Origin of the sequence: Porphyromonas sp. KLE 1280 (assembly GCF_000700805.1) — a bacterium.
GTDB classification, from domain to species: domain Bacteria; phylum Bacteroidota; class Bacteroidia; order Bacteroidales; family Porphyromonadaceae; genus Porphyromonas; species Porphyromonas pasteri.
The window spans coordinates 173,134-198,575 of the sequence record NZ_KL362966.1; the positions used below are offsets into that span (position 1 = coordinate 173,134).

20 protein-coding genes and 1 tRNA gene are annotated in these 25,442 nt (G+C 58.0%); 2 read left to right on the top strand and 19 right to left on the bottom strand.

Annotated elements, in window-relative coordinates:
• Positions 1-7: 7 nt before the first annotated feature.
• The 11 genes from HMPREF1121_RS08055 to HMPREF1121_RS08105 form a co-directional block, all read right to left on the bottom strand.
• Positions 8-3,304: a glycosyltransferase family 117 protein gene (locus HMPREF1121_RS08055; protein ID WP_044115738.1), complete on the bottom strand. Its 3,297-nt coding sequence runs from the start codon at positions 3,302-3,304 to the stop codon at positions 8-10.
• A 184-nt stretch (positions 3,305-3,488) separates the two neighbouring features.
• Complete coding sequence (locus tag HMPREF1121_RS08060; protein WP_156946068.1) at positions 3,489-3,971, bottom strand: hypothetical protein; 483 nt, start codon at positions 3,969-3,971, stop codon at positions 3,489-3,491.
• A gap of 241 nt (positions 3,972-4,212) precedes the next feature.
• Positions 4,213-4,288 (bottom strand) — tRNA-Lys (locus HMPREF1121_RS08065).
• Positions 4,289-4,840: 552 nt separating this feature from the next.
• Positions 4,841-7,339, bottom strand: coding sequence for a bifunctional UDP-N-acetylmuramoyl-tripeptide:D-alanyl-D-alanine ligase/alanine racemase (locus HMPREF1121_RS08070; protein ID WP_052353656.1), 2,499 nt, complete (start codon positions 7,337-7,339; stop codon positions 4,841-4,843).
• A complete protein-coding gene (locus HMPREF1121_RS08075; RefSeq protein ID WP_044115740.1) occupies positions 7,327-8,322 on the bottom strand; it encodes a GSCFA domain-containing protein in 996 nt (331 codons plus the stop codon). The genes HMPREF1121_RS08070 and HMPREF1121_RS08075 overlap by 13 nt, the downstream gene beginning before the upstream one ends.
• 30 nt (positions 8,323-8,352) lie before the next feature.
• Entirely contained in the window at positions 8,353-8,760 is a 408-nt protein-coding gene (locus tag HMPREF1121_RS08080) for a YraN family protein (protein WP_044115741.1), read from the bottom strand.
• Positions 8,718-9,716 carry a GNAT family N-acetyltransferase gene (locus tag HMPREF1121_RS08085; protein WP_044115742.1) on the bottom strand — a complete coding sequence of 333 codons (999 nt, stop codon included), beginning with the start codon at positions 9,714-9,716 and terminating at the stop codon, positions 8,718-8,720. Before HMPREF1121_RS08085 ends, HMPREF1121_RS08080 begins: the two co-directional genes overlap by 43 nt.
• A complete protein-coding gene (locus HMPREF1121_RS08090) occupies positions 9,716-10,591 on the bottom strand; it encodes a 1-acyl-sn-glycerol-3-phosphate acyltransferase (RefSeq protein WP_044115743.1) in 876 nt (291 codons plus the stop codon). Before HMPREF1121_RS08090 ends, HMPREF1121_RS08085 begins: the two co-directional genes overlap by 1 nt.
• Positions 10,592-10,601: 10 nt before the next feature.
• On the bottom strand, positions 10,602-13,226 hold the full coding sequence (locus HMPREF1121_RS08095) for a valine--tRNA ligase (protein ID WP_044115744.1): 2,625 nt from the start codon (positions 13,224-13,226) through the stop codon (positions 10,602-10,604).
• Positions 13,227-13,474: 248 nt separating this feature from the next.
• Entirely contained in the window at positions 13,475-13,768 is a 294-nt protein-coding gene (locus tag HMPREF1121_RS08100; RefSeq protein ID WP_044115745.1) for a hypothetical protein, read from the bottom strand.
• Between the two features lie 158 nt (positions 13,769-13,926).
• A complete protein-coding gene (locus tag HMPREF1121_RS08105) occupies positions 13,927-14,226 on the bottom strand; it encodes a hypothetical protein (protein WP_044115746.1) in 300 nt (99 codons plus the stop codon).
• 591 nt (positions 14,227-14,817) lie between these two features.
• Here HMPREF1121_RS08105 and HMPREF1121_RS08110 point away from each other — a divergent pair.
• Both HMPREF1121_RS08110 and rsmG read left to right on the top strand, forming a co-directional pair.
• Positions 14,818-15,687 carry an RsiV family protein gene (locus tag HMPREF1121_RS08110; protein WP_044115747.1) on the top strand — a complete coding sequence of 290 codons (870 nt, stop codon included), beginning with the start codon at positions 14,818-14,820 and terminating at the stop codon, positions 15,685-15,687.
• A 6-nt stretch (positions 15,688-15,693) separates the two neighbouring features.
• A complete protein-coding gene (gene rsmG / locus HMPREF1121_RS08115) occupies positions 15,694-16,323 on the top strand; it encodes a 16S rRNA (guanine(527)-N(7))-methyltransferase RsmG (RefSeq protein WP_044115748.1) in 630 nt (209 codons plus the stop codon).
• A gap of 84 nt (positions 16,324-16,407) precedes the next feature.
• Here rsmG and ubiE read toward each other — a convergent pair whose 3' ends face one another.
• The 8 genes from ubiE to HMPREF1121_RS08155 form a co-directional block, all read right to left on the bottom strand.
• Entirely contained in the window at positions 16,408-17,202 is a 795-nt protein-coding gene (gene ubiE / locus HMPREF1121_RS08120; protein WP_044115749.1) for a bifunctional demethylmenaquinone methyltransferase/2-methoxy-6-polyprenyl-1,4-benzoquinol methylase UbiE, read from the bottom strand.
• 39 nt (positions 17,203-17,241) lie between these two features.
• Entirely contained in the window at positions 17,242-19,662 is a 2,421-nt protein-coding gene (locus HMPREF1121_RS08125) for a trypsin-like serine peptidase (protein ID WP_044115750.1), read from the bottom strand.
• Between the two features lie 38 nt (positions 19,663-19,700).
• Positions 19,701-20,831, bottom strand: a complete 1,131-nt coding sequence (locus HMPREF1121_RS08130) for a 4-phosphoerythronate dehydrogenase (protein WP_044115751.1) — start codon at positions 20,829-20,831, stop codon at positions 19,701-19,703.
• Between the two features lie 119 nt (positions 20,832-20,950).
• A complete protein-coding gene (locus HMPREF1121_RS08135) occupies positions 20,951-21,241 on the bottom strand; it encodes a DUF3467 domain-containing protein (RefSeq protein WP_044115752.1) in 291 nt (96 codons plus the stop codon).
• A gap of 637 nt (positions 21,242-21,878) precedes the next feature.
• Positions 21,879-22,688 carry a Rossmann-like and DUF2520 domain-containing protein gene (locus HMPREF1121_RS08140; RefSeq protein WP_044115753.1) on the bottom strand — a complete coding sequence of 270 codons (810 nt, stop codon included), beginning with the start codon at positions 22,686-22,688 and terminating at the stop codon, positions 21,879-21,881.
• Positions 22,688-23,335, bottom strand: coding sequence for a nitroreductase family protein (locus HMPREF1121_RS08145; protein ID WP_084152037.1), 648 nt, complete (start codon positions 23,333-23,335; stop codon positions 22,688-22,690). Before HMPREF1121_RS08145 ends, HMPREF1121_RS08140 begins: the two co-directional genes overlap by 1 nt.
• A gap of 41 nt (positions 23,336-23,376) precedes the next feature.
• Positions 23,377-23,769 (bottom strand): Fic family protein, encoded by a 393-nt coding sequence (locus HMPREF1121_RS08150; RefSeq protein ID WP_044115754.1) that lies wholly within the window; start codon positions 23,767-23,769, stop codon positions 23,377-23,379.
• A 210-nt stretch (positions 23,770-23,979) separates the two neighbouring features.
• A complete protein-coding gene (locus HMPREF1121_RS08155) occupies positions 23,980-25,224 on the bottom strand; it encodes an FRG domain-containing protein (protein ID WP_044115755.1) in 1,245 nt (414 codons plus the stop codon).
• Positions 25,225-25,442: the final 218 nt, after the last annotated feature.

The following is a 25,442-nucleotide window of genomic DNA, read 5'->3' on the forward strand; positions in this document are numbered from 1 at the left end:
GAGCGGACTACTGAGCTACGCCCAGACGGCGGAGCAATGCTGCGATCTCCTGCTCATAGCGGGAGAGCGCCTGCGAGTTGTAGTCCTTAGCGAAGTCGAGAGCGTAAGAGATAGCCGTATAAGCCTCCTGCAGCTCACCGTGGCGCGAGACCTCCTCGAGCTGCTCTTTGGGGAGCTGTACCGCCCAGGTCAGCGTACTCAGCGCACGGCGGGCGATAGCCTGCAGCACGTGGTCAGCCTCAGCACGCATATCGGCACGATAGAGGGCATCAGCGAAGTAGAGTGCGCTCGTCTCATAGGGGACGTTCTCCTCGAGGATGACGGAGAGACACTTCTTCAGTACGGCCTGTGCCTTCTGCTTATCGCCACGCTCGAGATAACCATTAGCCAGAGGCGTGAAGATCTGATTGCGCAGGGTCGATACGATGCCACGGGCGTTCTCATCGAAGTACGTACCCGGGCGATCAGCACCGCACCAGCGGAACTTCGTCATCACCGTCTCGTACATACGATCCAGATTGCCGATGCCGTAGTCGATAGCACGGCCCGTGCTGTCGACACGTGGAGCGAGCGGGAGGAGCTGCGAAGCCATACCCGTCTGCACCATGCTGGCGGTCATCCCATTGAAGGCATTGCGAGGCGAGGTGATCGCCCAGTAGATAGGACGCTCCCACTTATTGCCCGCGATGAGGTCAAGGACGCTAAGGCCACCGATATCGAGGAACTGACGGCCGTGCAGGCTCAGTGAGAAGTCGGGAGTGATATGCCCCGTGAGTGCGGGGAAGCTCTTCGCGATGCGCTGAGCGACAGCAGCCGAGTCGACGGCGACGTAGAGGTCGGGCGAGGGCAGCATAGCAGGTGAGCCAGGACCATGACCCTGCAGCGCCTTATAAGCCTCCTCGACGCTCAGGCGCTCACCGCCATTGGGATTCACAAGAGCGTAGTTGTTGTAGTAATAATAGGACTTGGGCAGGAGACCGATGGGCAGAGGCTTGCCTTCGTAGGCCTGCTTCTTCATCTGGTCGATGTACCAGTCACCCGAGAGATAGGAGAGGTTGACGGTGCGGACGTCCGTGCGGATGCCCTCGACTTCCTGTGCGTACCAGAGGGGGAAGGTATCGTTGTCACCGTAGCAGAAGAGGATGGCATTCGGCTCACAGCTCTCGAGGTAGTTGCGGCCCATGTCGCTGGCGACGGTGCGACCCGAGCGGTCGTGGTCGTCCCAGTTCTGCCCTGCCATCTGTATGGGGATGAGCAGGAGCGCCAGCGAAGCGATACCTGCAGCAGCCGTAGAGATGGTGACAGGTGCTTCCTCATCACTGGTCTTCTTCGCAGGTTGCTTGGAGAGGTAGCGGCTGGCGGTCGTAGCGATAGCAGCCACACCGAAGCCCACCCAGATAGCAAAGGCGTAGAACGATCCCACATAAGCATAGTCACGCTCACGAGGCTGACCAGGATACTGGTTGAGGTAAAGCACGATGGCAATACCCGTCATGAAGAAGAGCATGAACGTCACCCAGAAGCTCTCCACACCACGACGCCCACGACCGATCTGGAAGAAGAGGCCGATGAGCCCGAGGATCAGCGGGAGGGCGTAGTAGACATTGTGCCCCTTATTGGCCGTCATATCCTCGGGGTGCGTATCGCTATCCCCATAGAAGAAGCTATCGACGAAGGGAATACCCGTAGCAGCACCACCACGCAGGAGGCCGCCGTCACCCTGAAGGTCATTCTGGCGCCCAGCGAAGTTCCACATGAAGTAGCGCCAGTACATGTAGGTCAGCTGGTAGTTGAAGAAGTAGGTGAGGTTGTCCCCGAAGGTAGGCTGCGACATATCATCGGCAGCACGCCCCATCCACGTATTGTACATCTGCGCATGACCACGGTCATAGACACGAGGGAAGAGCATCATGCTCGAGCTCTCATAGACGGGCTCATCCTTGGGAGCACGTGCTACATAGCAGTCGGGGTCAGAAGGCTGAGCCTTATCGACACGGCCGTAGGTAGGCTCACCTTCGTCGAACTCAGGACGGCCGTCGGGACCGTACTTATAGGGCGAAGCGAAGGTAGGGCCGTAGAAGAGCGGTGCCGAGCCATACTGCTCACGCGCCAGATAGTAGCGGAGCGAGAAGGCATCAGCAGGCGCATTCTCATTCATCGGAGGGTCAGCCACCGCACGCACGAGGATCACCCCGTAGGAAGAGAAGCCCATAGCGATAGCCACGAGCGACATCTGTACCGTCTGGACGGCACGTGCGCGAAGGCCCTTATATAGGTAGAAGAAGGCAATGATACCAGCCGCCAGTGCGAGGGCGACGATACCATTTCCGATGAGGGGGATCCCCATCAAGATCAGCGACAGAGCTATAGAGATACGGAAGCGATGTGAGCCGAGGAGCTTGGGATCCTGCACCGCACGGTCGGCTTCGTACACGCCCCAGATGAGGACGGCGACGAGTACCGCGAGGTAGATATACAGCCCTTGGTTGTAGCTGAGGCCACAGGTATTGACGAAGAACATATCCCACTTCCCTGCGAGCTTAGGCACACCCTGCACGACCCCGTACATCATCAGCCCGACGAGGGCGAAGGAGCCGAGGAGCGCCAGAGCGCTACCCTTGAGCGTGGGTGTCGTGGCACGGCGGTAGTAGTAGACCAGCGCCATAGCGGGCAGACAGAGTAGGTTCAGCAGGTGCACCCCGATACTGAGACCCATCAGATAGGCGATCAGCACCAGCCAGCGGTCCGAGCGCTCGTACTCGCTGCGCTCCTCCCACTTAAAGATCAGCCAGAAGACCACCGCGGTGAAGAGCGAGCTGAAGGCATACACCTCCGCCTCGACAGCGCTGAACCAGAAGGAGTCGGAGAACGTGTACACCAAGCTACCCACCAGACCTGAGCCGAGGATAGCGATAGCCTGCCCCATCGTCATCACCTCACCAGTGGGCTCAAAGCCCTGCTTGCCGAGATGCGCGCGAGGCGTCAGCACACGGCGCACCATGTGGGTGATCGTCCAGAAGAGGAAGAGGATCGTGAGGCCACTCAGTACGGCACTCGTGGCATTGGTCATCAGTGCCGCACGCTCAGGGCTACCGCCCAGATGCGAGATCACATTATAGACCAGCATGTAGAAGGGCGCGCCAGGAGGGTGCCCGATCTCGAGCTTGTAGTCACAAGCGATGAACTCCGCACAGTCCCACAGGCTCGCTGAGGGACCGATCGTGAGCAGATAAGTGAGCGTAGCGACTGCGAAGACCGCCCAGCCCAGGAGGTTATTTGCTCGGTTAAATTGCTTCCAATTCATGTATATCTCTATTAGATGTGCGACCCGCCACGAAGGGTCAGGACACACTACAATGCCTACAAAGATAGCTATATAGGCTGATACCTGCCGTGCTGCGGCACGGCCCTATACAGCGAGAGCGGGTACTACTGAGATGTAGCACTCCATTCGGGATTCGCCCCATGGGAGCATTGGCATCAAAGATTTACAAGCGCTCCCATCGCTCAAGGCTCCAAGTCCGATCGATGAGTTTGTACTGAGCGGACAATGTGGTCTCTGCATCGATAGCCCAGCGTAAGTCCTGCACCTTGACACCGTCAGCCTCTGTGAACGTCTTGAGACTGGGTGGACCAAACTGCTGGATCGTCTGCTCATACGTGTAGTCCTCGATGACAGACAGCCTCAGATGACCATCCTCATCAGGCAGCCATAGATGCTCGATCAAGAACGCCTCCATATCTGCAATCACCTCCTCTAAGACGGGAGACAAGGCGGATAACTTACGCTTATATCCCCTGACCTTATCACAGAAGAAGGGGAAGAAGTATCGCCCCATGATCAACCGCTGCATCGTCTTATTCTGCTTGTAGGGAAGAAAGTCCTCCTCTGGCATCATCAAGTCAAGCTCCAGAATACGATCTTCCTTATCAAAGCGCACTCTGGAGCGGATGCCACTCAAGGTATCCAATACTCTAAAGCAGAAGCCAAAATCAAAATCCAGCTGAGGATACTTGGCATTCAACACCGAGGTGAAAGCCTCCTGTTCTTCAGCAATATCACTAACCATCAAGAATCCAGGGGAGTCTGATGTAATTCTCACTTCGCTCATCAGTCCAATCTTTAACGACCTTATTTCGCTGCAGACATTCCACAGTACCTACGCTTATACAGCGAGAGCGGGTACTACTGAGATGTAGTACCCGCTCTCTTGGTGACCCCGGTGAGGCTCGAACTCACGACCCAGTGATTAAGAGTCACTTGCTCTACCAACTGAGCTACAGAGTCATTTTCCCTTGTTCGACTCACCACCTTGGTGCGTGGGAGCTTTTTCAGAACGGGTGCAAAGGTAGTGCAAACATTTGAATTACACAAGATACCACCCGCAAACTCGCCAAAAAGTTCCCGACAGACCTCTCCAAAGTGACACGCAAGCCCTTCGCCTTATCGCAAGTATTCCTCTTATTCAGCGGAAGGAAAAGTTTCCTTCTCGTGAAGAAAAAAGCGTCTTCACGTAGTAGTTTTTCTCTGTCTACGCACGTAGTCTTAAAGACCAGGCACGTCAATCCAAATATCCACGTACGTAGATTTTAGAGCCACGTACGTAGTCCAAACTTATCGACCACTCGTCCGCAACTTTTCTCCCTACGCGGAGCAACAACCTAAGTATAGGTCACTTCACAAAGCTATATAGCTCTACCCACGTACTCATATAGGTTCACACGACCCTCCCCCACACATCGTCACCCCTCTCCCCCGATGAAGGAGAAAAAGTAAGCCCCACGGCAGGTCACTTAAGTGACGAGCCGTGGGGCGGGTACTTGTATATGGAGCGTAGGCTTACTCGCGCCAGTAGCGACGCTGGATACGCGTCGAGAGGGTCGTGAGGATCTCGTAGGGGATCGTGTCGCAGGCTTCGGCAAGCACCGTGATGGGGCGCTCTTCACCCCCGAAGATGAGGACTTCGTCCCCCACCCGCGCCTCGGGCACATCGGTGATATCGATCATACAGGCATCCATACAGACATTGCCGATGGTCGGGCACAGGCGGCCGTGCAGGAGCACCGAATAGGCACCACGGCTCAGACGGCGTGAGAAGCCGTCGGCATAACCGATAGGGATGACCGCGATGCGTGAGGGGCGGGAGGTGATGCCACGACAGCCGTAGCCGATAGCTTCGCCTGCAGGGAGCTCACGGATCTGCAGGAGGACGGTCGTCAGACGTGCGATAGGCTCTACCCCGGGGCGCCCCGTAGCACTCACCCCATAGAGGCCGATGCCGAGGCGTGCCATATCAAGAGCGTATTCGGGGAAGCGCTCGATACCTGCCGTATTCAGCAGATGACGCTTCGGCTGGTAGCCGAGGGCAGCCGTCAAGGCTTCGGTAGCGGCGATGAAGGTCTTAGCCTGACGCTCGGTGAAGTCACGCTTGTCGGGCTCATCGGCTGCGGCCAGGTGAGAGAAGACTGAGCTGACACGAAGCTCGGGATGCTCACGGAGATAAGCCCCTACGGCAGGGAGGTCAGCAGGCGCAAAGCCCAAGCGGTGCATACCGCTATCGACCTTGAGATGGATAGGGAAGGCGGTGATACCTGCGCTACGCGCGCGTTCGCACAGCCCCTCGAGGAGCTCCATACTATAGACCTCGGGCTCAAGGCGGTGCGAGAAGAGGGTATCTGCCACCGACAGCTCGGGGTTCATAATCATAATGTGCGTGCGGATGCCCTTGTCACGCAGCTCACGCCCTTCGTCCGCCACAGCTACAGCGAGGTAGTCGACGCGGTGCTCCTGGAGTGTGCGTGCCAGCTCGAAGGCGCCCGTCCCGTAGCCATCGGCCTTGATCATACAGATAAGCGGATGCTCGGGTGGCAGGAGCGAGCGGTAGTGATTGAGGTTGTGCACGACAGCGCTGAGGTCGATATCCAGCACCGTCTGGTGCTCGCGGGAGGAGAGACGGCGGTAGACTTGGTCGAGAGCGAAGCGGCGTGCGCCCTTGATGAGGATGCAGGAGTCGTGCAGACGCGACAGGAGGGGCGAAGCTAAAAGCTCGCTCGTCGTCGCGAAGAAGTGCGTATGCCCTGCGTCAAAGAGTGCAGCCGAGGCCGTGAGATGCTCACCGACAGCGAATACTTCGTCCACGCCATAGCTCTTGATGAGGCCTGCAACCTCGGCATAGAGGTCGGCATCACTACGTCCGCTCCCCTCGATATCGGAGAGCAGGAGCACGGGGCGAGCGCCCGTAGCCGAAGCCCGACGACGCAGGAAGTCCAGCGCGATGGAGAGTGACTGCAGGTCGCAGCTGTAGGCGTCATCGATAAGGGTATTGCCCTGCAGGCCGTCCTTGACCTCCAGACGCATCGAGATGCTGGTGAGGGCACGCCACGCTTCGGGCACTGTGAGAAGCTGAGGCGCGAGGGCCGCCACGAGGGTCAGACAGCAGGCGACATCCTCAAGATAAGCGGCATCGGTGAAGGGGACGGTCAGAGGATATTCTTCGCCAGCCACCTCGCAGACGAGCGCTGTCGTGGTGCTCGTTGTCTCGGTCGTGCGGACGTAGACCGTGGCGGCAGGATCCTTATGACTCCAGGTGTAGTGGGACTTCGTGGGGAAGCGCTCACGCATTGCCTCAGCGACCAAGGGCGTGTCGAGGCTGTAGAAGAGCGAGGTGGAGCGCTCGAAGAGGCGGAGCTTCTCATCGAGCTTTTCCTCCAGCGAGGCGAAGCCCTCCTGATGTGCGCTACCGAGCGAGGTGAAGACACCGAGCTGAGGCGCGATGACTTCTTCCAGCGCAGCCATCTCACCGGGGCGGGAGATCCCCGCTTCGATGAGGGCGACTTCGTCCGTAGCGGTGATACTCAGCACGGAGAGCGGTACGCCGATCTGCGAATTGTAGCTACGGGGGGAGCGCATCGTATGGAAGCAGGGCGAGAGGAGCTGATAGAGCAGTTCCTTGACGACGGTCTTCCCGTTGCTCCCCGTGATACCGATGGTATGGAGCAGGGGGAAGCGCTCGCGGTGCGTGCGTGCCAGCGCCTGCAGTGCCGTGATAGAGGAGGTGACGACATACCAGTTGCACCCGCTATACTTCGCCTCCGTATCGCTCGAGAGCTGCTCGACGACGAAGCTCCTTACCCCACGCTCATAGAGCGACTCGATATAGCGGTGCCCGTCACCCGACTCCGTGCGGATGGCGAAGAAAAGCGTCTCCTCGGGCGTGAGGAGCGAGCGGCTATCGGTGAGTATATGGCTCACAGCCCTATCGTGCGACAGATGCGGCGTGACCGCAAAGGCCGTAGCGAGGGTGGCGGGAGAGAAGGATGGGGAAACTAATCTATCCATGAGGGTAAGTCGTGAAGCTGAGCGGAGGGGTACTGCGAGCGGAAGGCGGCGACGCGCTCACGGAGAGCGGCCAGACGCACTGTATGCTCGGCACCCTCTGCATGTAAGGGGCGGTGACGAAGCTCTTGATGCAGGCGGTGCGCTAAGGGCAAAGCCTTCTGCACCGCTTCGTCGAGTGCCCACGTGGTGAAGCGCTCGGCGACGATACGCTGTGCCAAGGGGGAGGGATGCACCATATCCTCGGCGTAGAAGCGGTAGTCACGGAGCTCGTCGAGTACCAATTCGTAAGAGGGGAAATAAAAGCAAGTCGCAGGGAACTGCTCCGTGAGTGCCTCGGAGAGAAGCAGGAGCGTCGCCTTGCTGAGGGCATTGCCGTGGGCGCTGTCGCGCAGATGGCGCACGGGGCTCACCGTCTGAATGATCGTCAGCTCGGGGAAGCGCTCACGAAGACGCTCGATGAGTGGGCGCCAAGTCTGAAGAAGCGTCTCTAAGCTCACACGCTCACGGACGAACGTCCGCTCGGGGAGCTTGTGGCAGTTGCTCACTACCCTACCCGCTACTCCGCCATATTCGTCACCCGCCAGGCGGTAGACATAGGCCGTGCCGTAGGTGAGGAGCAGGGAGCGCAGCTGAGGGAGCGCCGTCTGCACCGCTTCATACGAAGCATTCATCAGGCGAAGGGCTTCCTCAGCCGTCGGAGCGGAGAAGCGCCCATGATGAAGGAAGGAGTGGTAGAGCCCACCATGCTCGAAGAGGTCCGCTTCGGTGAAGGGCTCACCAAAGAAGAGGCGCTCGATGCCGGCTGCTATCGAGAGGGGATTGTACTGGATGCCTAAGGGATTGACTTGGAGCTGCAGGCCTCCATCACGGAGGTAAGCACCGATATGCTCACTGAAGCACGAGCCGAAGCTGAGGGCTTGCTGCCCGTAGCCCAAGCGGGGAGGCGAGGGCGGTAGCGTGACGGGAGTATGGAGCTGAGGCATAGAGAGAGCGAATATCTTGGGGGCGAAGGACTACCGATGAGGGCGCCCCGACTTGCGCCCTGTGCGATGGCCCGCGAGCTGCGGGTAGAAGGCCGAGGGGATATGCTCTATCGTGTAGCTCCCATCAGCCGCTATATCGAGGGCGAGGATATCGTAGCGCACCTCCAGATCGAGGGCACGCTGACGGATGTAGGCATTGGCTGCGGAGATGAGGAAGGCTTGCTTCTCTCGGGTGACGGTCGTGCGAGCTTGGGCGAAGCTCCCGACTCCACGCGTCTTGACCTCGGCGATGACGAGCGTCTCACCCCACTGGGCGATGATGTCGATCTCACGGTGCTGGTGGCGCCAGTTCCGCTCGAGGATGGAGTAGCCGTGGCGCTCCAGATAGCGACAGGCTAACTCTTCACCAGTCGCACCCGTCTTGAGATGTTGGTCCATAGCAGATCGCTCTGTGCCTTGTCGGGGTCGAAGGTCTCGATATGGCGCACACGCTTGTCGGGGATGATCTCGTCGATAGCGATGAGGATACCCGTCTCCTCGACATGGCCGAAGTCCTCGTTGATCGCCGTGCCGAAGACACGCATCTCGGGCGAGAGTGCCATGTAGGCATTGACCAGCGGAGGGATGTTCAGCCCGATCTCACGTACCGCCTTGTTCAGCGCACGGTAGTTCTCCAGACGGTCATCCGTGGGGAAGAGCTCGCGGATCTCGGCTTCGTCGACGACGATGGGCAGCGGATCGGTGGGGCGAACTAAGTGATCGGGATCGGGAAAGTGCTTGTCGAGAAAGTAGAGGATGAGGTTGCGCGCATGGGGATCGTAGTTCTCATACATCGTGACCTTGCCGTAGAAATACTTCATCGCGGGGTTGAGTACCGTCAGCGCACCAAGGCCATCCCAGAGGTTGTCCAGCGCAAAAAGGCTCTTAGCACCCATACGCGTAGACTGATAGGGCAGAGAGACGAAGGAGCGTCCCAGCTCGATCGTCACGGGGAGGTAGTCTGCGAGGAAGCGGGGACTGAACTCAAAGAGCTCTGCCGTCGCCAGGCGCGGACGCCCCGTGACTTCGTCCATCTGTACCTCGTCGCCGAACATGAAGCGGTAGCCACCGAGGATAGCCCCTTCGGCGGGGTCCCACACGATGAGCTGACGATAGCCGTCGTCGGCGAGGTCAAACTCATCGACGTCACAGTCACGCCCCGTACCGCCGCCGTAGAAGCGGAAAGCCTCTTCTCGCAAGCGCCCGATCTCACGCATCGTCTCGGGAGCCGTGCTCGCGTGGAAGACGTAGATCTCGTTCCCACCCTTATTCGTCGCGCGAAGGAGCTTGTCGGGGGTGAGTTCTTGGCGGATGAGATCCGCAGAGACAGGGGCGATGATCGGTGTGGTAAACATCAGCGCTTGGTCAGTGTAGCATCATACTCATCGCGGAGCTGGTAGCTCAGCGCACGGATACGCTGGGCCTCCTGCTGGGGCGTAAGGCCGCTGTCACGGAGGCTTTGCCAAGAGATAGGTTCCCCGACGATGACCTTGAAGTGACTGCCACGGGCACGGAAGAGCTCATCGGGAAGGAGGGCTTGCCCTGGGTCGAACTTCATCTTCAGCGCCTCCTTGATATGCCAGATCCAGTAGAAGTGGCGGCTATTCTGCCCGACGTAGTGCAGCGGCACGATGTCGCGCTCGTTGGCGATGGCCTGCGAGACGAAGGTCTTATGCCAAGGGCGGTCCTGCAGCTTGCCGTCGAAGATACGCGAGCATGAGCCCGCGGGGAAGGTGCCGATAGGCACGTCGGAGCGCATCGCCTCCTGCAGCATCGTAATCGATTCACGGCCCTGCGAGCCCTGACGGTTATTCACCGGCAGGAAGACCGACTGGAGCGGGCGGAGGTAATACAAGAAGTCCGTGACCATGTAGCGCACGTCGCCATAGCGCTTTCCCAGCATGTAGCAGAGGGAGATGCCGTCCATACCACCCAGCGGATGGTTGCAAACAAAGATGCAGCGCCCCGACTCGGGCAGGCGCTCGGGGTGTACCCATTCGGTCGTGACAGCGAACTCCCCCATCAGGGCTTCGAGGAAGTCCATACCATCAAGGTGCCCATAGCGGTAGAGGACATCATTGATCTCCCGCTGATGGATGATGCGCTCGAGGAGGCGCAGGACGAATGGGGGGAGGCGCTTACCCGCCTTCTCCTCAAGCACCTTCCCGATATGGATAGCCAGGGGATGGTCCTGCGAGGAGTATTGGGGCTGCTCGGTCAGTGGTTGCATCGCGATAGGATTAGTTGCCAGAGAGCTGGCGGATGCTCTGCTCGATCGTGGCGATACGGCTCTCAGCGTCGGCCTTCTTCTTGCGCTCGAGGCTGATGACTGCCTCGGGAGCCTTGCTCACGAAGCTCTCATTGCTCAGCTTCTTCTCTACGCCAGCGAGGAACTTCTGCTGGTACTCGAGGTCGGCACGGAGCTTCTTCAGCTCTTCCTCCACATCGATGTAGGCAGCCATAGGCACGGCGAATTCGTCCGTCCCGATGACGAAGGTCACAGCACCCTCGCTACGCACGCCGCTGCGGTCGATAGCGGAAAGGCCTGCCATCTTGATGAGGACTTCATCAAGCTCGGTGGGGTAGCTGGGGCTTGCCTCGAGGCCAAGGGCTTCGCGGGGCGAGAGGTTCTTGCTGGTACGCAGGCTGCGTACGGTGGTGATGATCTCCTGAGCGGCAGCGAAGCGCGCGAGGAAGGCTTCATCGTAAGCCTCGGCAGGGCGCTGCTGAGCGTTCATGATGCTCTCACCATCGGCGCGCTCGGCGAGGTTCTGCCACAGCTCTTCGGTGATGAAGGGCATGAAGGGGTGGAGGATACGCAGGATCTCGTCGAAGAAGTCCAGCGCCTCACGGCAGGTCGTCTCGTCGATAGGCGAGCCGTAGGCAGGCTTGATGAGCTCGAGGTAAGAGGAGGAGAAGTCGTCACGGATGAGCTTGTAGACGAGGGTCAGCGCTTCGCTGATACGATACTTAGCGAAGAGATCGTCGAGCTCGGTAGCCGCCTTACTGAGCACCTGACGCATCCAGTAGGAGGCCAGACGCGAGGCCTCGGGCTGAGGCGTAGCAGCAGCTTCGGCCGTCCAGCCCTTCACGAGGCGGAAGGCGTTCCAGATCTTATTACAGAAGTTACGACCCTGCTCACAGAGTGATTCGTCGAAGAGGATATCGTTCCCAGCGGGGGCGCTCATGATGAGCCCCATACGCACGCCGTCAGCGCCATACTTGTCGATGAGCAGCAGGGGATCGGGCGAGTTACCAAGGGTCTTCGACATCTTACGCCCCTGGTTGTCGCGGACGATACCGGTGAGGTAGACGTTCTCGAAGGGCTTCTTCCCCTGGAATTCGTAGCCCGCCATGATCATACGCGCTACCCAGAAGAAGAGGATATCTGGCCCCGTGACGAGGTCAGAGGTGGGGTAATAGTATTCGAGCTCCTTGTTGCCTTTGCTCAGTGCGGGGGCAAAGACCGTGATAGGCCAGAGCCAAGAGGAGAACCAGGTGTCGAGGCAGTCGCTCTCACGGCGCAGATCTGCGGCGGTGAGATCAGCGTTCTTCTCCTGTGCCAGACGAAGCGCCTCTTCATCACTTGCAGCGACGACGAAGCTACCATCAGGCAGGTAGTAGGCTGGGATGCGATGCCCCCACCAGAGCTGACGGCTGATACACCAGTCCTTGATGTTCTCCATCCAGTGGCGGTAGGTATTCTTGAACTTCGCAGGGTGCAGACGGATCTCGTCATTCATCACCGCATCGAGGGCGGGCTTAGCGAGGCCATCCATCTTGAGGAACCACTGCATCGAGAGCTTAGGCTCGATGGGCACGAAGGTGCGCTCGGAGTGACCTACCTTATTCGTGTAGTCCTCGACCTTCTCCATCAGACCAGCGGCGATGAGATCAGCCTCGATCTTCTTACGCACGTCGAAGCGGTCCATGCCAGCGTAGGCACCACCATGCTCGTTGAGCGTGCCATCGTCGTGGAAGATATCGATCGTCTGGAGCTGGTGCTTCTCACCGAGCATATAGTCATTGACGTCGTGTGCAGGCGTGACCTTCAGACAGCCCGTACCGAACTCGATGTCGACGTACTCGTCCTCGATGACGGGGACTGCCCGGCCGACGATAGGCACGATGAGCTTCTTGCCACGGAGGAAGTGATAGCGCTCGTCATTGGGGTTGATACATACGGCGGTATCCCCCATGATGGTCTCGGGACGGGTCGTAGCGACGACGACATACTTGTCTGCCTCGCCCTCGACGAAGTAGCGCAGGTAATAGAGCTTACCCTGCTGCTCCTGATAGATGACCTCCTCGTCGCTGAGGGCAGTCTGTGCCTTGGGGTCCCAGTTCACGACACGCACGCCGCGGTAGATGAGCCCCTTGCGGTAGAGGTCGACGAAGACGTCGATGACGCTCTGGCTACGCTCTTCGTCCATGGTGAAGGCGGTACGATCCCAGTCGCAGGAAGCCCCGAGGCGCTTGAGCTGCTCGAGGATGATGCCCCCGTGCTCGCGCGTCCAGTCCCAAGCGTGCTCGAGGAAGGCTTCGCGCGTGAGGTCGTGCTTCTGGATGCCCTGAGCAGCCAGACGGCCGACGACCTTCGCTTCGGTAGCGATAGAGGCGTGGTCGGTACCAGGTACCCAGCAGGCGTTGAAGCCACGCTGACGGGCACGGCGCACGAGGATATCTTGGATACTATTGTTGAGCATGTGCCCCATGTGCAGCACACCCGTGACGTTAGGTGGTGGGATGACGATGGTATAAGCGGGACGCTTGTCTGGTGTAGAATGGAAGAGCTTGTGCTCCATCCAATACTGATACCATTTGTTCTCCACAGCCTCGGGGCTGTACTTGGTAGCTAACTCCATAATAGCTTGATTCGTGACGTATCTATGATTGTTATTTCTGTTGCTTGTTTTCGGGGGAGGGCTCTGTGGCTGAGCGAGCCCCACACGAGCTACAAATTTACACATTTCGCACGCATCTTGACGACAGACTGCGTGGGAATGTGCTCCGTACGCTTTGTCAAGGCATACGACAGCCTTCCCTCCTTGGGGTGAGGAGAGCGGGGGAAGGGGGTGATGAAGAGTAGAGAAGAAAAGGTATCTAGCCGACCTTAGCTCAGAGAGAAGAAGAACAGCATCCCCAGAAGGAGCATCCCTAGGGCTGACAGTGCGAACATGCCTACGGCGACGATCCCTCTCTCGAGGCCTCGGCGCTTGGCATAGTATGTCCCCAGTGTCAGATAGACGAAAGTGGGGACGGAGAAAGAGAAGGAGAAGAGGAAGCCTTCGCACGAAGGGAGGGCTTGGCTGAGTAGCTGGATGAGGACGAAGATCCCCAGGGAGACTAGGGTAAGCATCAGGATAAGCTCCCGATGGCGGTATCGCTTGAGCTGTGCTTCGTTCATAGGACGGAGGACTTGAGGATAGTCAGTGCGTGAGAAGTACAGAGCAAAGCTACAAATAATCTGGACGCTAAGGGAGCTTCGTGGAGGATGGCTCGTGCCGATCTCTTGACTTCCCTTGAGCTAGCTCAGCCTTTAGGCGGGAAGATCCCTGGCCGAACTTACCCCAGGGGCGAGAAGAGCAGGTCGATCATCCCGATGAGGAGCATCCCAAAGAGAGCAATCCCTGCCGTGCCAAGGGCGATGATCGCCTTATCGAGGCCGTGGCGCTGAGCCAGATAAGCTCCGAGGGTCAGACCTATGAAGGAGGGGGTGAAGAAGGAGAGCATGAAGAGCCAGCGTTGGTAGGGTATGGAGGCTCGGCAGACCAACTGGAGGATGACGAAGAGAACCAAGGAGATCAGGGCAAGTACGAGGGATAGATCTCGGTGGCGATACCTCCGCACGAGTGGGTGATTCATTGGTAGGGTGCAGTTGATGATATGTTATGATTCGCGTGTAATTCGGTAGTACAAATATATAAAGATTTCAATATATACAACAAGCCTCCCCTCACGACCCTACGCCACACCCTTTCTCCTGATATAAAATATCTTAACGCCCCGCCCTATCTACAGCAAGAGCATACCATGAGCCGACACCAAGCTGACACACGCAGTACCCCCCATCCCTCCCACAGTAGCACCTCATCCCACCACAGCGATTTGTCTCATCCTGCAGAAGAGAAAGCTGCATTCCCGTGGAGAAAAATGCAGCTCCCCGCAGTGCTTTTCTCTATCCACGCACGTAGTCTTAACGACCAAGCACGTAAATCCATAGGTCTACGTACGTAGATTTTAGAGCCACGCACGTAGACGGAATTTATCTATCACTCGTCCGCAACTATTATTCGCGCACTTCGGCAGGCATTCCACTACTGCTCCCCGCTTTTCTCTCCGAGAAAGGGAATGAGGCTGAGGAACAAATAAGTATCTTTGTGATGCGAAGTGCGAGACGCTCACCGCTGATGGTGCGCCTCCGCCCTCCACCCCAAGGAAGCTATAGCTACGGCAATGAAACAACTCTACACACTCACCTCTCTCTGTCTCCTCTTTGTATGCCTCATGGGCTCTACCCTCTCCAGCTGTACGGGCCGTAGTGGTAGCGCACTGAGCACTGACTCGACCCTCGCAGCAGGCGCACAGGATCCCAATGGCCCCTTAGGCTGGGACTCCATCGTGGTCTCCACGACCTACTTCGACAATCAGGTAGCACGCAAGGGATCGTCCGTAGAAGTAGAGCTCTTCTTCCGCTACCCGACGAATGACTCCGCGCTCCTCAAGGCTGTCAACAGTGTATTCTTCGGCGAAGCCTATGCAAACTGGAGTCCCAAGGAAGCCACAGAGCGCTATCTGCGTGAGGTGCGTAGCGAATACCTCTTCGGCGCTGACTCCCTCGGCTTCTCCCCTAAGGAGCTGGAGGATATGAAGAGTGAGATGACCATCTCCAACCACATCACCTATCACGACGACCACATCATCACGATGCAGAAGGACGTGTACACCTACTCTGCTGGGGCTGCCCATGGTCTGCCTGGTACGGGGAACTATACCTTCGACCGCAAGAGCAAGGACGTCATCAGCGAAGGAGACCTCTTCATCGACGGCTATGGTCCCGAGCTGAATAAGATCCTTCAGCGTGCCCTCATCAAGGAGTTCGGCCGCAAGAGCGCTCAGGAGATGGAGAGCAAGGATGGTATCTACGCTGCCGACCTGACGAGCAATGATAACTTCCGCCTCGATGACAAAGGCATGACCTATACGTACAATCCCTACGAGATCGCCCCCTTCGCCATCGGGATCATCGAGATCTTCATCCCCTACGAGGAGGTACGTCAGCTCCTCCGCCCACAGAGCATCATCTTCAACTATATCCAGCCCTAAGACCGCATGGCCGCTATCGACATCATCACCCGCTACTTCCCCCAGCTCACCCCCGAGCAGATCGAGCACTTCACCCAGCTCGATCCCCTCTACCGTGACTGGAATGCGAAGATCAACGTCATCTCTCGCAAGGATATCGATGCACTCTATGAGCACCATGTACTCCACTCGCTCGGTATCGCCCAGATGATCCGCTTCAAGCCTGGCACGCACATCCTCGACTTCGGTACGGGCGGTGGCTTCCCAGGCATCCCCTTGGCGATCCTCTTCCCCGAGTGCGAGTTCCTGCTGGTCGACAGCATCGGGAAGAAGGTCAAGGTCGCAGCAGCCGTCGCCGAAGCCCTCGGGCTGAAGAACGTGCGCACGCTACACGGGCGTGGCGAGGACGTGAAGGAGCAGTTTGACTTCGTCGTCAGCCGTGCCGTCATGCGCCTTGATGAGCTGGTTGGCTTCACCCGCAAGCTCGTCCACCACGAGCAGCGCAATGGTATGCCCAACGGACTCATCTGCCTCAAGGGCGGTGAGCTACAGGCGGAGATACGCCCCTACAAGCGCATCGTCGAGGTGCAGGACCTCTACCCCACCTTCTCGGAAGAGTTCTTCAAGACGAAGAAGGTCGTCTACCTTCCCCTCTAAGCGACTTCACCAGACCCAAATACAGCGCGCCCCTACTACCCAATAGGTAGCAGGGGCGCGCTGTATATATATAGGTAGCTCTGCTTAGCCCTCAGTCTCAGGCACAGAGGGCTCTTCCTCCGTCGGCTCCTCGGGGATCTCGGGGAGAGGCTCCCCCTTGATAGCCACGTAGATCGTGCAGGTACCTGGGAAGATACTATGGTAGAAGGCCTCGCTGAAGCCTGCTTCCTGCAGGATAGCGACCATCTTCTCACGCTGGGGCATCGCAGCGATGGACTTCGGCAGGTACGTGTAGGCATCCTTATCGTCCGAGAAGAAGCGCCCGATGAGCGGGATGATCTGCCCTGCATAGAGCTTGTAGCCCACACGAAGGAGGGGATTCGTCGGCTCGGAGAGCTCGGCGATAACCAGCACACCCGAGGGGCGGATGATGCGATGTAGCTCACGTGCCGCCGCAGGGATGTCTGGGAAGTTGCGGATACCGAAGGAGATCGTCGCCGCGTCGAAGGTATTCTCCTCGAAGCTCGTGGCGGTGCAGTCCTGGCGGTCAAACACAATGCGGTCGCTCAGGCCCAGCTGATGGACCTTCTCCGCACCGATGCGCATCATCTCCTCCGAGATATCGATGCCCGTGACCTTCTTGACGGAGGGCATCGTCTGCACGAGTGAGATAGCGACATCACCCGTACCCGTAGCGACATCCAGCACGTGCTTCGGAGCATAGGGTGCGAGGAAGCTCAGTGCCTTGCGGCGCCAAGAGCGGTCCAGCCCGAGCGAGATAATGAAGTTGAGGCGGTCGTACTGCGGAGCAATGCGGTTGAACATCCGGCGGACCTGGTCCACCTTCGGGTCAGCACTGTCCTTATAGGGGGTAATCATTGTGGTAGAGATATGGGAAGGATGTGATAATGATGGTGATCACTTATGAGAGAAGTAGATCGAGTGGGCATCGGAGATACGCCCTGACGTGGGGCGCACGGCAGCGATATAAAGCCCAGGGACAAGCCCCGTGACAGACACCGTGGCACGCCCACCCGTCTGCGTGAGCTTCTGATGCATATGGAGCTGACCGGTGAGGTCATAGATACGCACTTCGCAGGGCGTGCGGCGTAGCTCTTCGCCCTCTAGATGCAGAGCCCCACCGTGGTAGTAACCCGTGAGGCCTTGGGGTAGGTCGCTCTTCACCTCGGGATTGACCAGCGTAGTCGTCTCGATGAGGAGGTCGATCCAGTACGCCCCACCTGGGAGCTCGGTGCTGCGACGCCACCCATCAGTCCAGTGATGCGTCCACGCAGCCCACCCACGTAGGCGGTAAGCAGGCCCGTCATAGCCCAGGAGCGGCAGGCGCAGCTCACGGCTGTCATTCGTCGTGCAGGAGAGGAGGTAGCGCCCTTCGCTGAGGCTGAGCTTCAAGCCATCGGGCGCAGGGAAGAAGAGCTCGATACTATCGGAGCGGAGCGTACGTGAGCCACGCTGCGCTGCCCCGAAGGCATCATAGCGTGCATACGTGCCGAGGGTCGAGGAGGCGAAGTCCACGACCTTACCGCCGAGGGCATAGTCATCGGTGAAGGGCTGGAGTGCTACACGAAGCTGTGGAAGGTCTGCGGAGGTGAGCTGATCATTGCTCTTGAAGACGACGTACGCCCCGAGGATCGTAGCCCCCGATATCTGGGGAAGGCGCAGCTCATTGCCGATGGCGTCAACACCCGTACGGGGCGTGTGCGTCACGTTGGGCTTGACGACTTCTGCCGAGGCCGCTACGGGATCGGGGTAGATAGCGCTCAGGCGTTGCACGACCTTCGGCGCAATGGGGTCATAGCCATCGCAGGTCTTACTTCCCGAGTTCGTGGGGTCGAGCCACGGACGGAGCGAACGGATCGTGCCCGCCCCAGGGGTATTGGACACCCACGAGCGCTTGAGCGCCCAGTAGCGGTCGTCATAGGGGCTTTCACAAGTGGAGGCTCCCCCCGTCAAGGCGCCGACGATGAGCCCGTCCTTGTCGAAGAGTGCCGATCCCGAAGAGCCCGCAGCTGTCGCACCGACAGCCCAAGCATTCACCTCCCAGTGCACGTCACTCCACGAGATGAAGCGCACGGAGCCGTGCTTATCCTCATAGGAGAGGTCGTAGTCATTGGTACGCAGCTCGGTGTCACGGGTGAGGTTGTAGCGCTTCGTCGAGCCCCCAGGATGGTGGATACCGACGAAGGGTCCTTGGGGCGACTCATTGATATTCCACCCAGCGAAGTAGGGCTGATAGGCCGCTGGGATCGGGCCGAGTGTTCCGTTAGCTCTGCGGGGAAGCCCCTTGATACGCAGCAGGCACATATCGGTATTCTCATTGTAGCCGACGAGGTTGGCTCCACTCAGGCTCTGCTCCTCCGTGGGGCGCACGTTGCCCTCACGCAAGGGGCTTTGGAAGCCAAAGAAGAAGACCGTCGTCGAGGCATTGCGGTTCACAGCGCCGAGATCGCCGAGGAGCTTAAAGAGGTTATTGAGGCAGTGTGCCGAGGTCAAGACGTAAGGCGTGCCGTCGGAGCGGGTGTTGTTGATGAGCGAGCCCGTGCTGGCGCTGGTCCCACCGACGATAAGAAGGAGCGTGCTACGGCTCTGCTTCCACGCTTCGGGATAGGCGATAGCGTTGGGCGCACAGCTCAGCGACGCGAGCGAAGCACGGGGATGGTCATAGAAAGGCTCCCCAGGCTGGGCGAAATTCTCCGCACGGACGGCACTGCGGAAGTCACGGAAGCCGTAGAAGAGCGCATCGAGTCGGAAGGGGAGCTTCAGCTGGTCAGCGCGCGTCCCCTCGGGGTATTCGTATTCGAGCACCAGCGTCTCGGCATCGATGGGAGCGATCTGTAGGAGGCTATCCGTCTCGTTGTTCTGCTCAGTGAACGCCCCCTTAGCAGGACGCCCCTTAGCCGTCACGAAGAGCGCACCACCACGGGGCAGGGCGTAGCGCGAGAGGCGCAGGCCGATGTTCTTCGCCTGAGGCGCTTGGACCTCAGCGCGCCACACATAGTTCCCCGCTCCGTCTTGGTACATACGTCCCAGCGCCTCAGTAGCCTCAGCCACGGGGCGCTCGACAGCGAAGGTATAGGTGCGGAATCCCTTGTCCCCAGCCGTAGCCGAGCGGAGCTCCTCAGCGGTGGGTGCTGCCACACGTAGTGCGTTTGTCGCTGAGCGCATCATCTGCCCAGAGCCCAGCGTGCCCACGACGGGCGAGAGAGGCATCTGCTCAGAGCGCGGAGTGCGTGCCGTGCGATACTGTCCCCACAGCGCCTCGGGAAGGAGGGCAAGGAGCATCAAGAGGGGAAGGCGTAGAGAGCGGAGAAGAGACATAGCTACAGGGAGATGTAGGGTGTGTGATCTATGGCGGACTACTCGATATGGGTGAAGCCGAGCTGCTCTAAGAGGGGCTTCTCCTCGGGGTAAGCACCTACGACGGTGTAGGCAGAGGCTTCGCGGGGGAAGCGGTAGGCACGACGTACCTGCTCGAAGTCCTCGGGAGCGGACTTCAGCGTCTGGGTCGTGGCCTTGAGGTCACAAGTATGGAGCTGGGCACGCAGGATGCGCTCTTCCTCGGGGAAGGCGCTGAGGTCGATGCGTGGAGCATCGGGCGTGTAGAGGACGCCTTCGTCCCACAGCCCTTCGGGGAGAGGCAGGTCGAGGGCACGACATACGGCTTCGAGCGCCATCTGCGAGCCACGCCACTTGCCGTCGGCCGTCCAGCCAGCGATATGTGGTGTGGCGATGAAGCTGCGCTCAAGGAGGGTCTTATTGATGACGGGCTCACCCTCCCAGCAGTCGATGATGAGGTCGGAGATCTGGCGAAGCTCCAGCCCCTTCAGCAGGGCGGCACTCGGGGAGACAGGGCCACGACAGGCATTGATGAGGAGCGGACGACGCGCACAGCCCTGGAGGAAGGCCTCATCGACCATCCCCTCGGTAGCGTACTGCCCCGAGCGCGTCAGCGGTACGTGAAGTGTGATGATATCGCTCTCGCGCTGAATCGTCTCGAGCGAGACGAAGCCCTCTGCGCCCTCACGCTCAGCACGAGGTGGGTCACAGAGCAGCGGACGAAGGCCAAGAGCGCCGACACGCTTGGCCAGGCGCCCCCCGACATTCCCTACCCCGACGATACCGATAGTCTTCCCCTCCAGCGAGACGCCTCGCTCCAGCGACCAGCGCACGAGCGATGAGAGGACATACTGCACGACGCCTCCGGCATTGCACCCAGGCGCACTCTCCCAGCGGATACCCGCAGCAGCGCAGTAGTCAGCATCGATATGATCAAAGCCCGCGGTAGCTGTGGCGACGATCTCGACACCGCTTCCCTCGAGGAGCTCGCGGCCGGCGTGCACCACACTGCGAATGAGCAGGGCACGGGCGCCACGGATCGTCTCGGGCGTGAAGTCACGGTTGGGCAGGCGGCGCACGTCAGCGACTTGCTCCACCAGCCCCTCCAGATATGGTAGGGAGGAGTCCAGCACAAATAGTGGCTTATCCATCACGATCTTCTTATCAAAAAGCTATCCCGACCGCCGCCCATACGAGGCAGTGGGGTCAGGATAGCAAGGAGTGTTCTTAGCTTGGGACTCGCAGCGAGTCTCAAGCTGAGGCCACAGATTTAGTTTGCATTCACCTCGACGGCGCCGTCTTCGGGCAGCTCGATCTTGCCGTACTCCTGCTCGAAGCCAGCCAGGTGCTGCTCCAGAAGGCGGACCAGACGCTTAGCGTTGTCGGGAGTGAGGATCTGACGGCTGTGGACGCGAGCCGACTGCTGACCAGGGAGCAGACGGACGAAGTCCAGGATGAATTCGCTCTGCGAGTGCAGGACTACTGCGAGGTTAGCGTACTGACCCTGACCGACTTCTTCGGGGAGCTCGATGTTGAACTGAGGAGTTTCCTGTTCTGCCATTGTTTCTACTTGTCTATAATATAACGTACGAAGGGGAGTAGATCCGCTTCGTAGGCGGGCTACACCATGGTCAAAGATAGTGAAAACGCCCCGAATGCGTGCATAGCCACCGAGGCTCCACACCTTGCGCGTCAGCCGAGAGAAGTCCCCCCTCCTACCCTCCGATCCAGAGCGGGCTCTCGAGGATGGCAAAATGAAGTAGTACTGGTCGTGAGAGTGAGCAGTACTGGTCACGCGCGCGACCAGTACTGGTTACTATCATCGACCAGTACTGGTTCGATCAGTGACCAGTACTGGTTCGCAAACCACCCTGCGGAGCTTCCTCCCTTCCCCCTATAATAGAAGGTGCTGCGAGGCGCATCAGCAAAAGGGCCGAACCCACTAAAACAGAAAGCGTGTGACCTGAGAGCCGAAGCTTTCAAAGTCACACGCCTAAAGTAGGCCCTCGGTGATCACACCTTACCACACTACGAACACCAAACGCAATCTTCCCGTAACCCAGAAGGTATGATTCCTAAGAGACCTGATGGCCGTCTCACGACGCCCATGACAATATTTCTATGTGCAGGGAGAGTCCCCCTAAGGGTGTCCTCCCGTTTTTAGCGGGACAAAATTAAAAATTTTATTTGATTACCAACTATATCGTTCCATAGATACGCTGAATGGCAGTGCTCAGCTCATCATAGAGGGCGGCGAGTTCTGCCTCACCACTCCTTATAAGAAACGCTTGATGTCGGCGAATCGTCTCCTTATCACCGCGCTGTGCAGGTCCCGTCTGCGCCTCTACGGCAGGCAGATGATGCAGCTTCTCGTTCATCTCATCCAGCAGAGGAAGGATGGCTTTTGGCGGGAGCCCCTGCGATGTAAGTAGGCTCTCGGCCCTGCCGATGAGGTAGTTGGAGAAGTTGCACGCGACGACAGCGGCGATATGTAGCACCTGCCGCTGCTCGCTCGTAGCCCAGGCGAGGACGTCGCTCAGCTCACAGCCAAGCGCCTCCACAGCCGTCTTCGCTTCGGGGGTCGTCCCCTCGAGGTAAAGGGGCACCTTGCGGAAGTCCAGCTCGCGCCCTTCGGAGAAGGTCTGCAGAGGATAGAGTACCGCAGCGTCCCGATGACAGTGTGAGAGTGCCTCCAGCGGCGTAGCTCCCGAGACATGCACCCATAGGGCATCACGACCAATGCCATGTGCGGAGAGGCTCTCAGCGACCTCGGCGATAGCCGTGTCGGGGACGGCGAAGAGGTAGCAGTCTGCCGTGCGATCGAGTTCGTCCACACTACTCGCCACCTGCACATCGCCCCCGAGGCTCTCGGCAAGCCGTCGAGCCGAATGCCCTCCAGGGCTATAGATCTGTACGATCCTGCGCTCAGGGGCATAGGCCTTCAGCGCACGCGATAGGTGCGTCGCCAGGCGCCCTGCCCCCAGGAGGACAATACGCTCTGCCGTCATTAGGCTTCTTCGGTCGGCTCTTCGGCCATCTGATAGCGGCCGATATGGATCTTCTCCCACTTCAGCGTCTCCGTGGGGCGGGGCGCAGCTTCGCCCGCCTTATGCCCGATGGCGAGGATACAGAGCACCTCAAGCTGGTAGGGGATATCAAGGACATTGCGCACGTATTCGGCAGACTCCTGCCCAGCGCCCGTATAGCATCCGTAGGCGTCTGCCCAGCACGAACCGAGGCCAAGCGCCTCTGCCTGCAGCTGGATATAGCCCGCTGCCAGCGAAGCATCAGCGATCCAGCGCTCACACTCCATCGGCGAGCCCAGCACGACGATACCTAAGGGTACCTGCTGGAGGAAGAGCGCCCCGCTCTCGCGCATACGGCTGAGGCGGTCAAGCGTCTCACGATCTTCGACGAGGACGAACTGCGTCGTGTGCTTATTCTTGGACGAAGGCGCACGCAGCCCTGCCTCGAGGAGGACCTGCACTTCGTCACCCGTCAGCGGGGTGTCGACGAACTTACGGATGGAGCGGCGCGTATATATAGCGGGGAGGAGGGCGGGCTCATTGCTCTCGGCGAGGAGTTCCTCACCGAGGCTCTTGATTTCGCTCAAGAGGTGCTCGCCTTCACGGCGCAAGGATTGGTCTTTGGTCATATCTATAATGTATTTACAGCGTAAAGGTACGAAGACTTAGCTCAGCGAGCCGCTGGCCACCGTACCGAAGCTTCGTCGAGGAGCTCATCGAAGTGCGAACTCCTAAGATACCCTCGCTTCACCTTATTATAAGCGATCTCATCTAAGAAGCCTTGTCGAACAAGGCCCTTCAAGTCAGACTTAGCTGTTGGCTGTGAGACTCCAAAGCGCTGCTCGACCTCACGCCCTGTGAGTACCAGAGACTCACTCTCTTGGTAGAGCCTAAGGATCTGCATCTGACGCTCATTGAGTCCCCCGATGCGAAGGATCGGCGTAAGGCACTCCTGCTCCTTGAGCTTCTGCTCAGCATAGCTCTTGAAGCTTTCGATGGAGAGACGTAGTACCCTGAGATGATATTGTACAAAGTACCCCAGATCCAGGTCATCCGTCTCCACCTTGAGGTAAGCCTCTTCATACTGACTCTTCCCCTTATGAGACCATTGCGCAAAGGTAGAAAAACTCCAAAACCTATCTAAATTTTGGAGTTCTTGCTACAAGTAGCGAACCACAGTAAAGCAAGAGAGTGGTATATAACGAAGCGAGGCGGTGACCAGCTATCCGCTGGTCACCGCCTCGTGATCTATAAAGTAGGAAGCTACTTACTCCTAAAGCTTGTACTTCTTCTTTAGCTCCTTCGCATACTTATCCATTTCAGGGAAGAGATATGATTCTGTAATTCCTATACGAGCCAACTCATCAAGGATACCCTGTTTCTTATCCTTGGGGATAATGAATTTATGCCTAATCCAATCTGAAGGGATCTCATGATCTCCCCTCTTGGTCAAACGCTCACCACTCCCTCTAGATGAGGGGCTAAACCCTAGGCCAAAGATAAAGAATGCCCCTGCCTGGTTAATTATCCTCGGATTGCCATACTTTGCCTTAACTAGAAATATGCTACTTAAGTCATTAGGTCTAATTAGCGGATCAAAGTAAGGTTTCTCTTCTTTAATTTGGCGAAGTAAAATCTGAGTGCTAGCCCGTTTATTAAACTTTTTTAGCGCCTTATCCTTTACGACACCCTTGGTTTGCTCAGTATAAATATCGATCTCTCGATCGCTGCACTTAGCAAGATTAGCCAATACCGAAACCGTGTCACTATCATAGTGTTTTACCCTATCCTCGGGAATAGAAAACAAGTAAACAGCTCCATCCTTAGGCCTAGCCTTTGCACCCTCCTTCGCAGAAGATACAACGACGGAACTTACAATACACTGGGCTAGTTCCAAGGCTCGCGCATCTTTAAAAATCTCAAATGCCAACAGAGTATCGGCGACCTCTTTGACATCAATGGAGGGAGCATCAGAAGCACCAGCTAGTGCACCTACCATATAGGTACTTTTCATAAGACTATCTTGGTCACTCCCTTCCAACCATCTAAAAAGCCCTCTTGATCTGAGCCCCTCAAAAACCTGCCCCCCCGCCATGGCACCCGCTTTCATACCAGCAACAACATCTTCAGCAGACTGACAAGCAAAGTATAAGGCGACAAGTGGATTAGTTGATACGTCTAAAAGTCGTGTCGGGAGCTCATAGTGCTGCATCTGTACTAGATAATCCAAGGCAGACTTACATCCAGAGAAGCTCTGTGGTGTATGTGCCACCATATCCCGAAATAATTGATGCTCTATCTCTACACCATTAGGCTTCCTAAAAATCGAGGGCTTGAGCTCCCAGTTCTCATCAGCATGACCTCGGTAGAAGACTTCGGTTCCGGCTTCTTTATTGAGCATAACAACCTTCTCGATAAAGTCAGATACAGAGGTGACTTCGCTGGAGTCTCCCAGGAGGGTAAAATAAGCAGAAGAGGGAAGAGAAGTTGCCTCATGAGATTGAGTAGTTTGACTCATATGAATAAGGATTAAGTTGTGATGGTATTCCTTGGCTCTCAAGGCATATCTACGCAAAGATAAATGTTTTCATGGTGCCTAGTACGGGCACAAAACGAAGCGAGGCGGTGACCAGCTGGATAGCCAGTCACCGCCTCGCGATGGGTGAGAAGATCGATATGACAGCAGAAGCGAGTACGCACATTCAGAAAAATCACCTAACTCATCTCTTACGTACA

Coding starts and splice junctions, on each gene's coding strand:
- HMPREF1121_RS08110 (WP_044115747.1), top strand. CDS start 14,818: ATGAAACAACTCTACACACTCACCTCTCTCTGTCTCCTCTTTGTATGC.
- HMPREF1121_RS08075 (WP_044115740.1), bottom strand. CDS start 8,322: ATGCCTCAGCTCCATACTCCCGTCACGCTACCGCCCTCGCCTCCCCGC.
- HMPREF1121_RS08135 (WP_044115752.1), bottom strand. CDS start 21,241: ATGGCAGAACAGGAAACTCCTCAGTTCAACATCGAGCTCCCCGAAGAA.
- HMPREF1121_RS08080 (WP_044115741.1), bottom strand. CDS start 8,760: ATGGACCAACATCTCAAGACGGGTGCGACTGGTGAAGAGTTAGCCTGT.
- ubiE (WP_044115749.1), bottom strand. CDS start 17,202: ATGATTACCCCCTATAAGGACAGTGCTGACCCGAAGGTGGACCAGGTC.
- HMPREF1121_RS08070 (WP_052353656.1), bottom strand. CDS start 7,339: ATGGATAGATTAGTTTCCCCATCCTTCTCTCCCGCCACCCTCGCTACG.
- HMPREF1121_RS08100 (WP_044115745.1), bottom strand. CDS start 13,768: ATGAACGAAGCACAGCTCAAGCGATACCGCCATCGGGAGCTTATCCTG.
- HMPREF1121_RS08105 (WP_044115746.1), bottom strand. CDS start 14,226: ATGAATCACCCACTCGTGCGGAGGTATCGCCACCGAGATCTATCCCTC.
- HMPREF1121_RS08095 (WP_044115744.1), bottom strand. CDS start 13,226: ATGGAGTTAGCTACCAAGTACAGCCCCGAGGCTGTGGAGAACAAATGG.
- HMPREF1121_RS08090 (WP_044115743.1), bottom strand. CDS start 10,591: ATGCAACCACTGACCGAGCAGCCCCAATACTCCTCGCAGGACCATCCC.
- HMPREF1121_RS08140 (WP_044115753.1), bottom strand. CDS start 22,688: ATGACGGCAGAGCGTATTGTCCTCCTGGGGGCAGGGCGCCTGGCGACG.
- HMPREF1121_RS08145 (WP_084152037.1), bottom strand. CDS start 23,335: ATGACCAAAGACCAATCCTTGCGCCGTGAAGGCGAGCACCTCTTGAGC.
- rsmG (WP_044115748.1), top strand. CDS start 15,694: ATGGCCGCTATCGACATCATCACCCGCTACTTCCCCCAGCTCACCCCC.
- HMPREF1121_RS08085 (WP_044115742.1), bottom strand. CDS start 9,716: ATGTTTACCACACCGATCATCGCCCCTGTCTCTGCGGATCTCATCCGC.
- HMPREF1121_RS08155 (WP_044115755.1), bottom strand. CDS start 25,224: ATGAGTCAAACTACTCAATCTCATGAGGCAACTTCTCTTCCCTCTTCT.
- HMPREF1121_RS08055 (WP_044115738.1), bottom strand. CDS start 3,304: ATGAATTGGAAGCAATTTAACCGAGCAAATAACCTCCTGGGCTGGGCG.
- HMPREF1121_RS08130 (WP_044115751.1), bottom strand. CDS start 20,831: ATGGATAAGCCACTATTTGTGCTGGACTCCTCCCTACCATATCTGGAG.
- HMPREF1121_RS08125 (WP_044115750.1), bottom strand. CDS start 19,662: ATGTCTCTTCTCCGCTCTCTACGCCTTCCCCTCTTGATGCTCCTTGCC.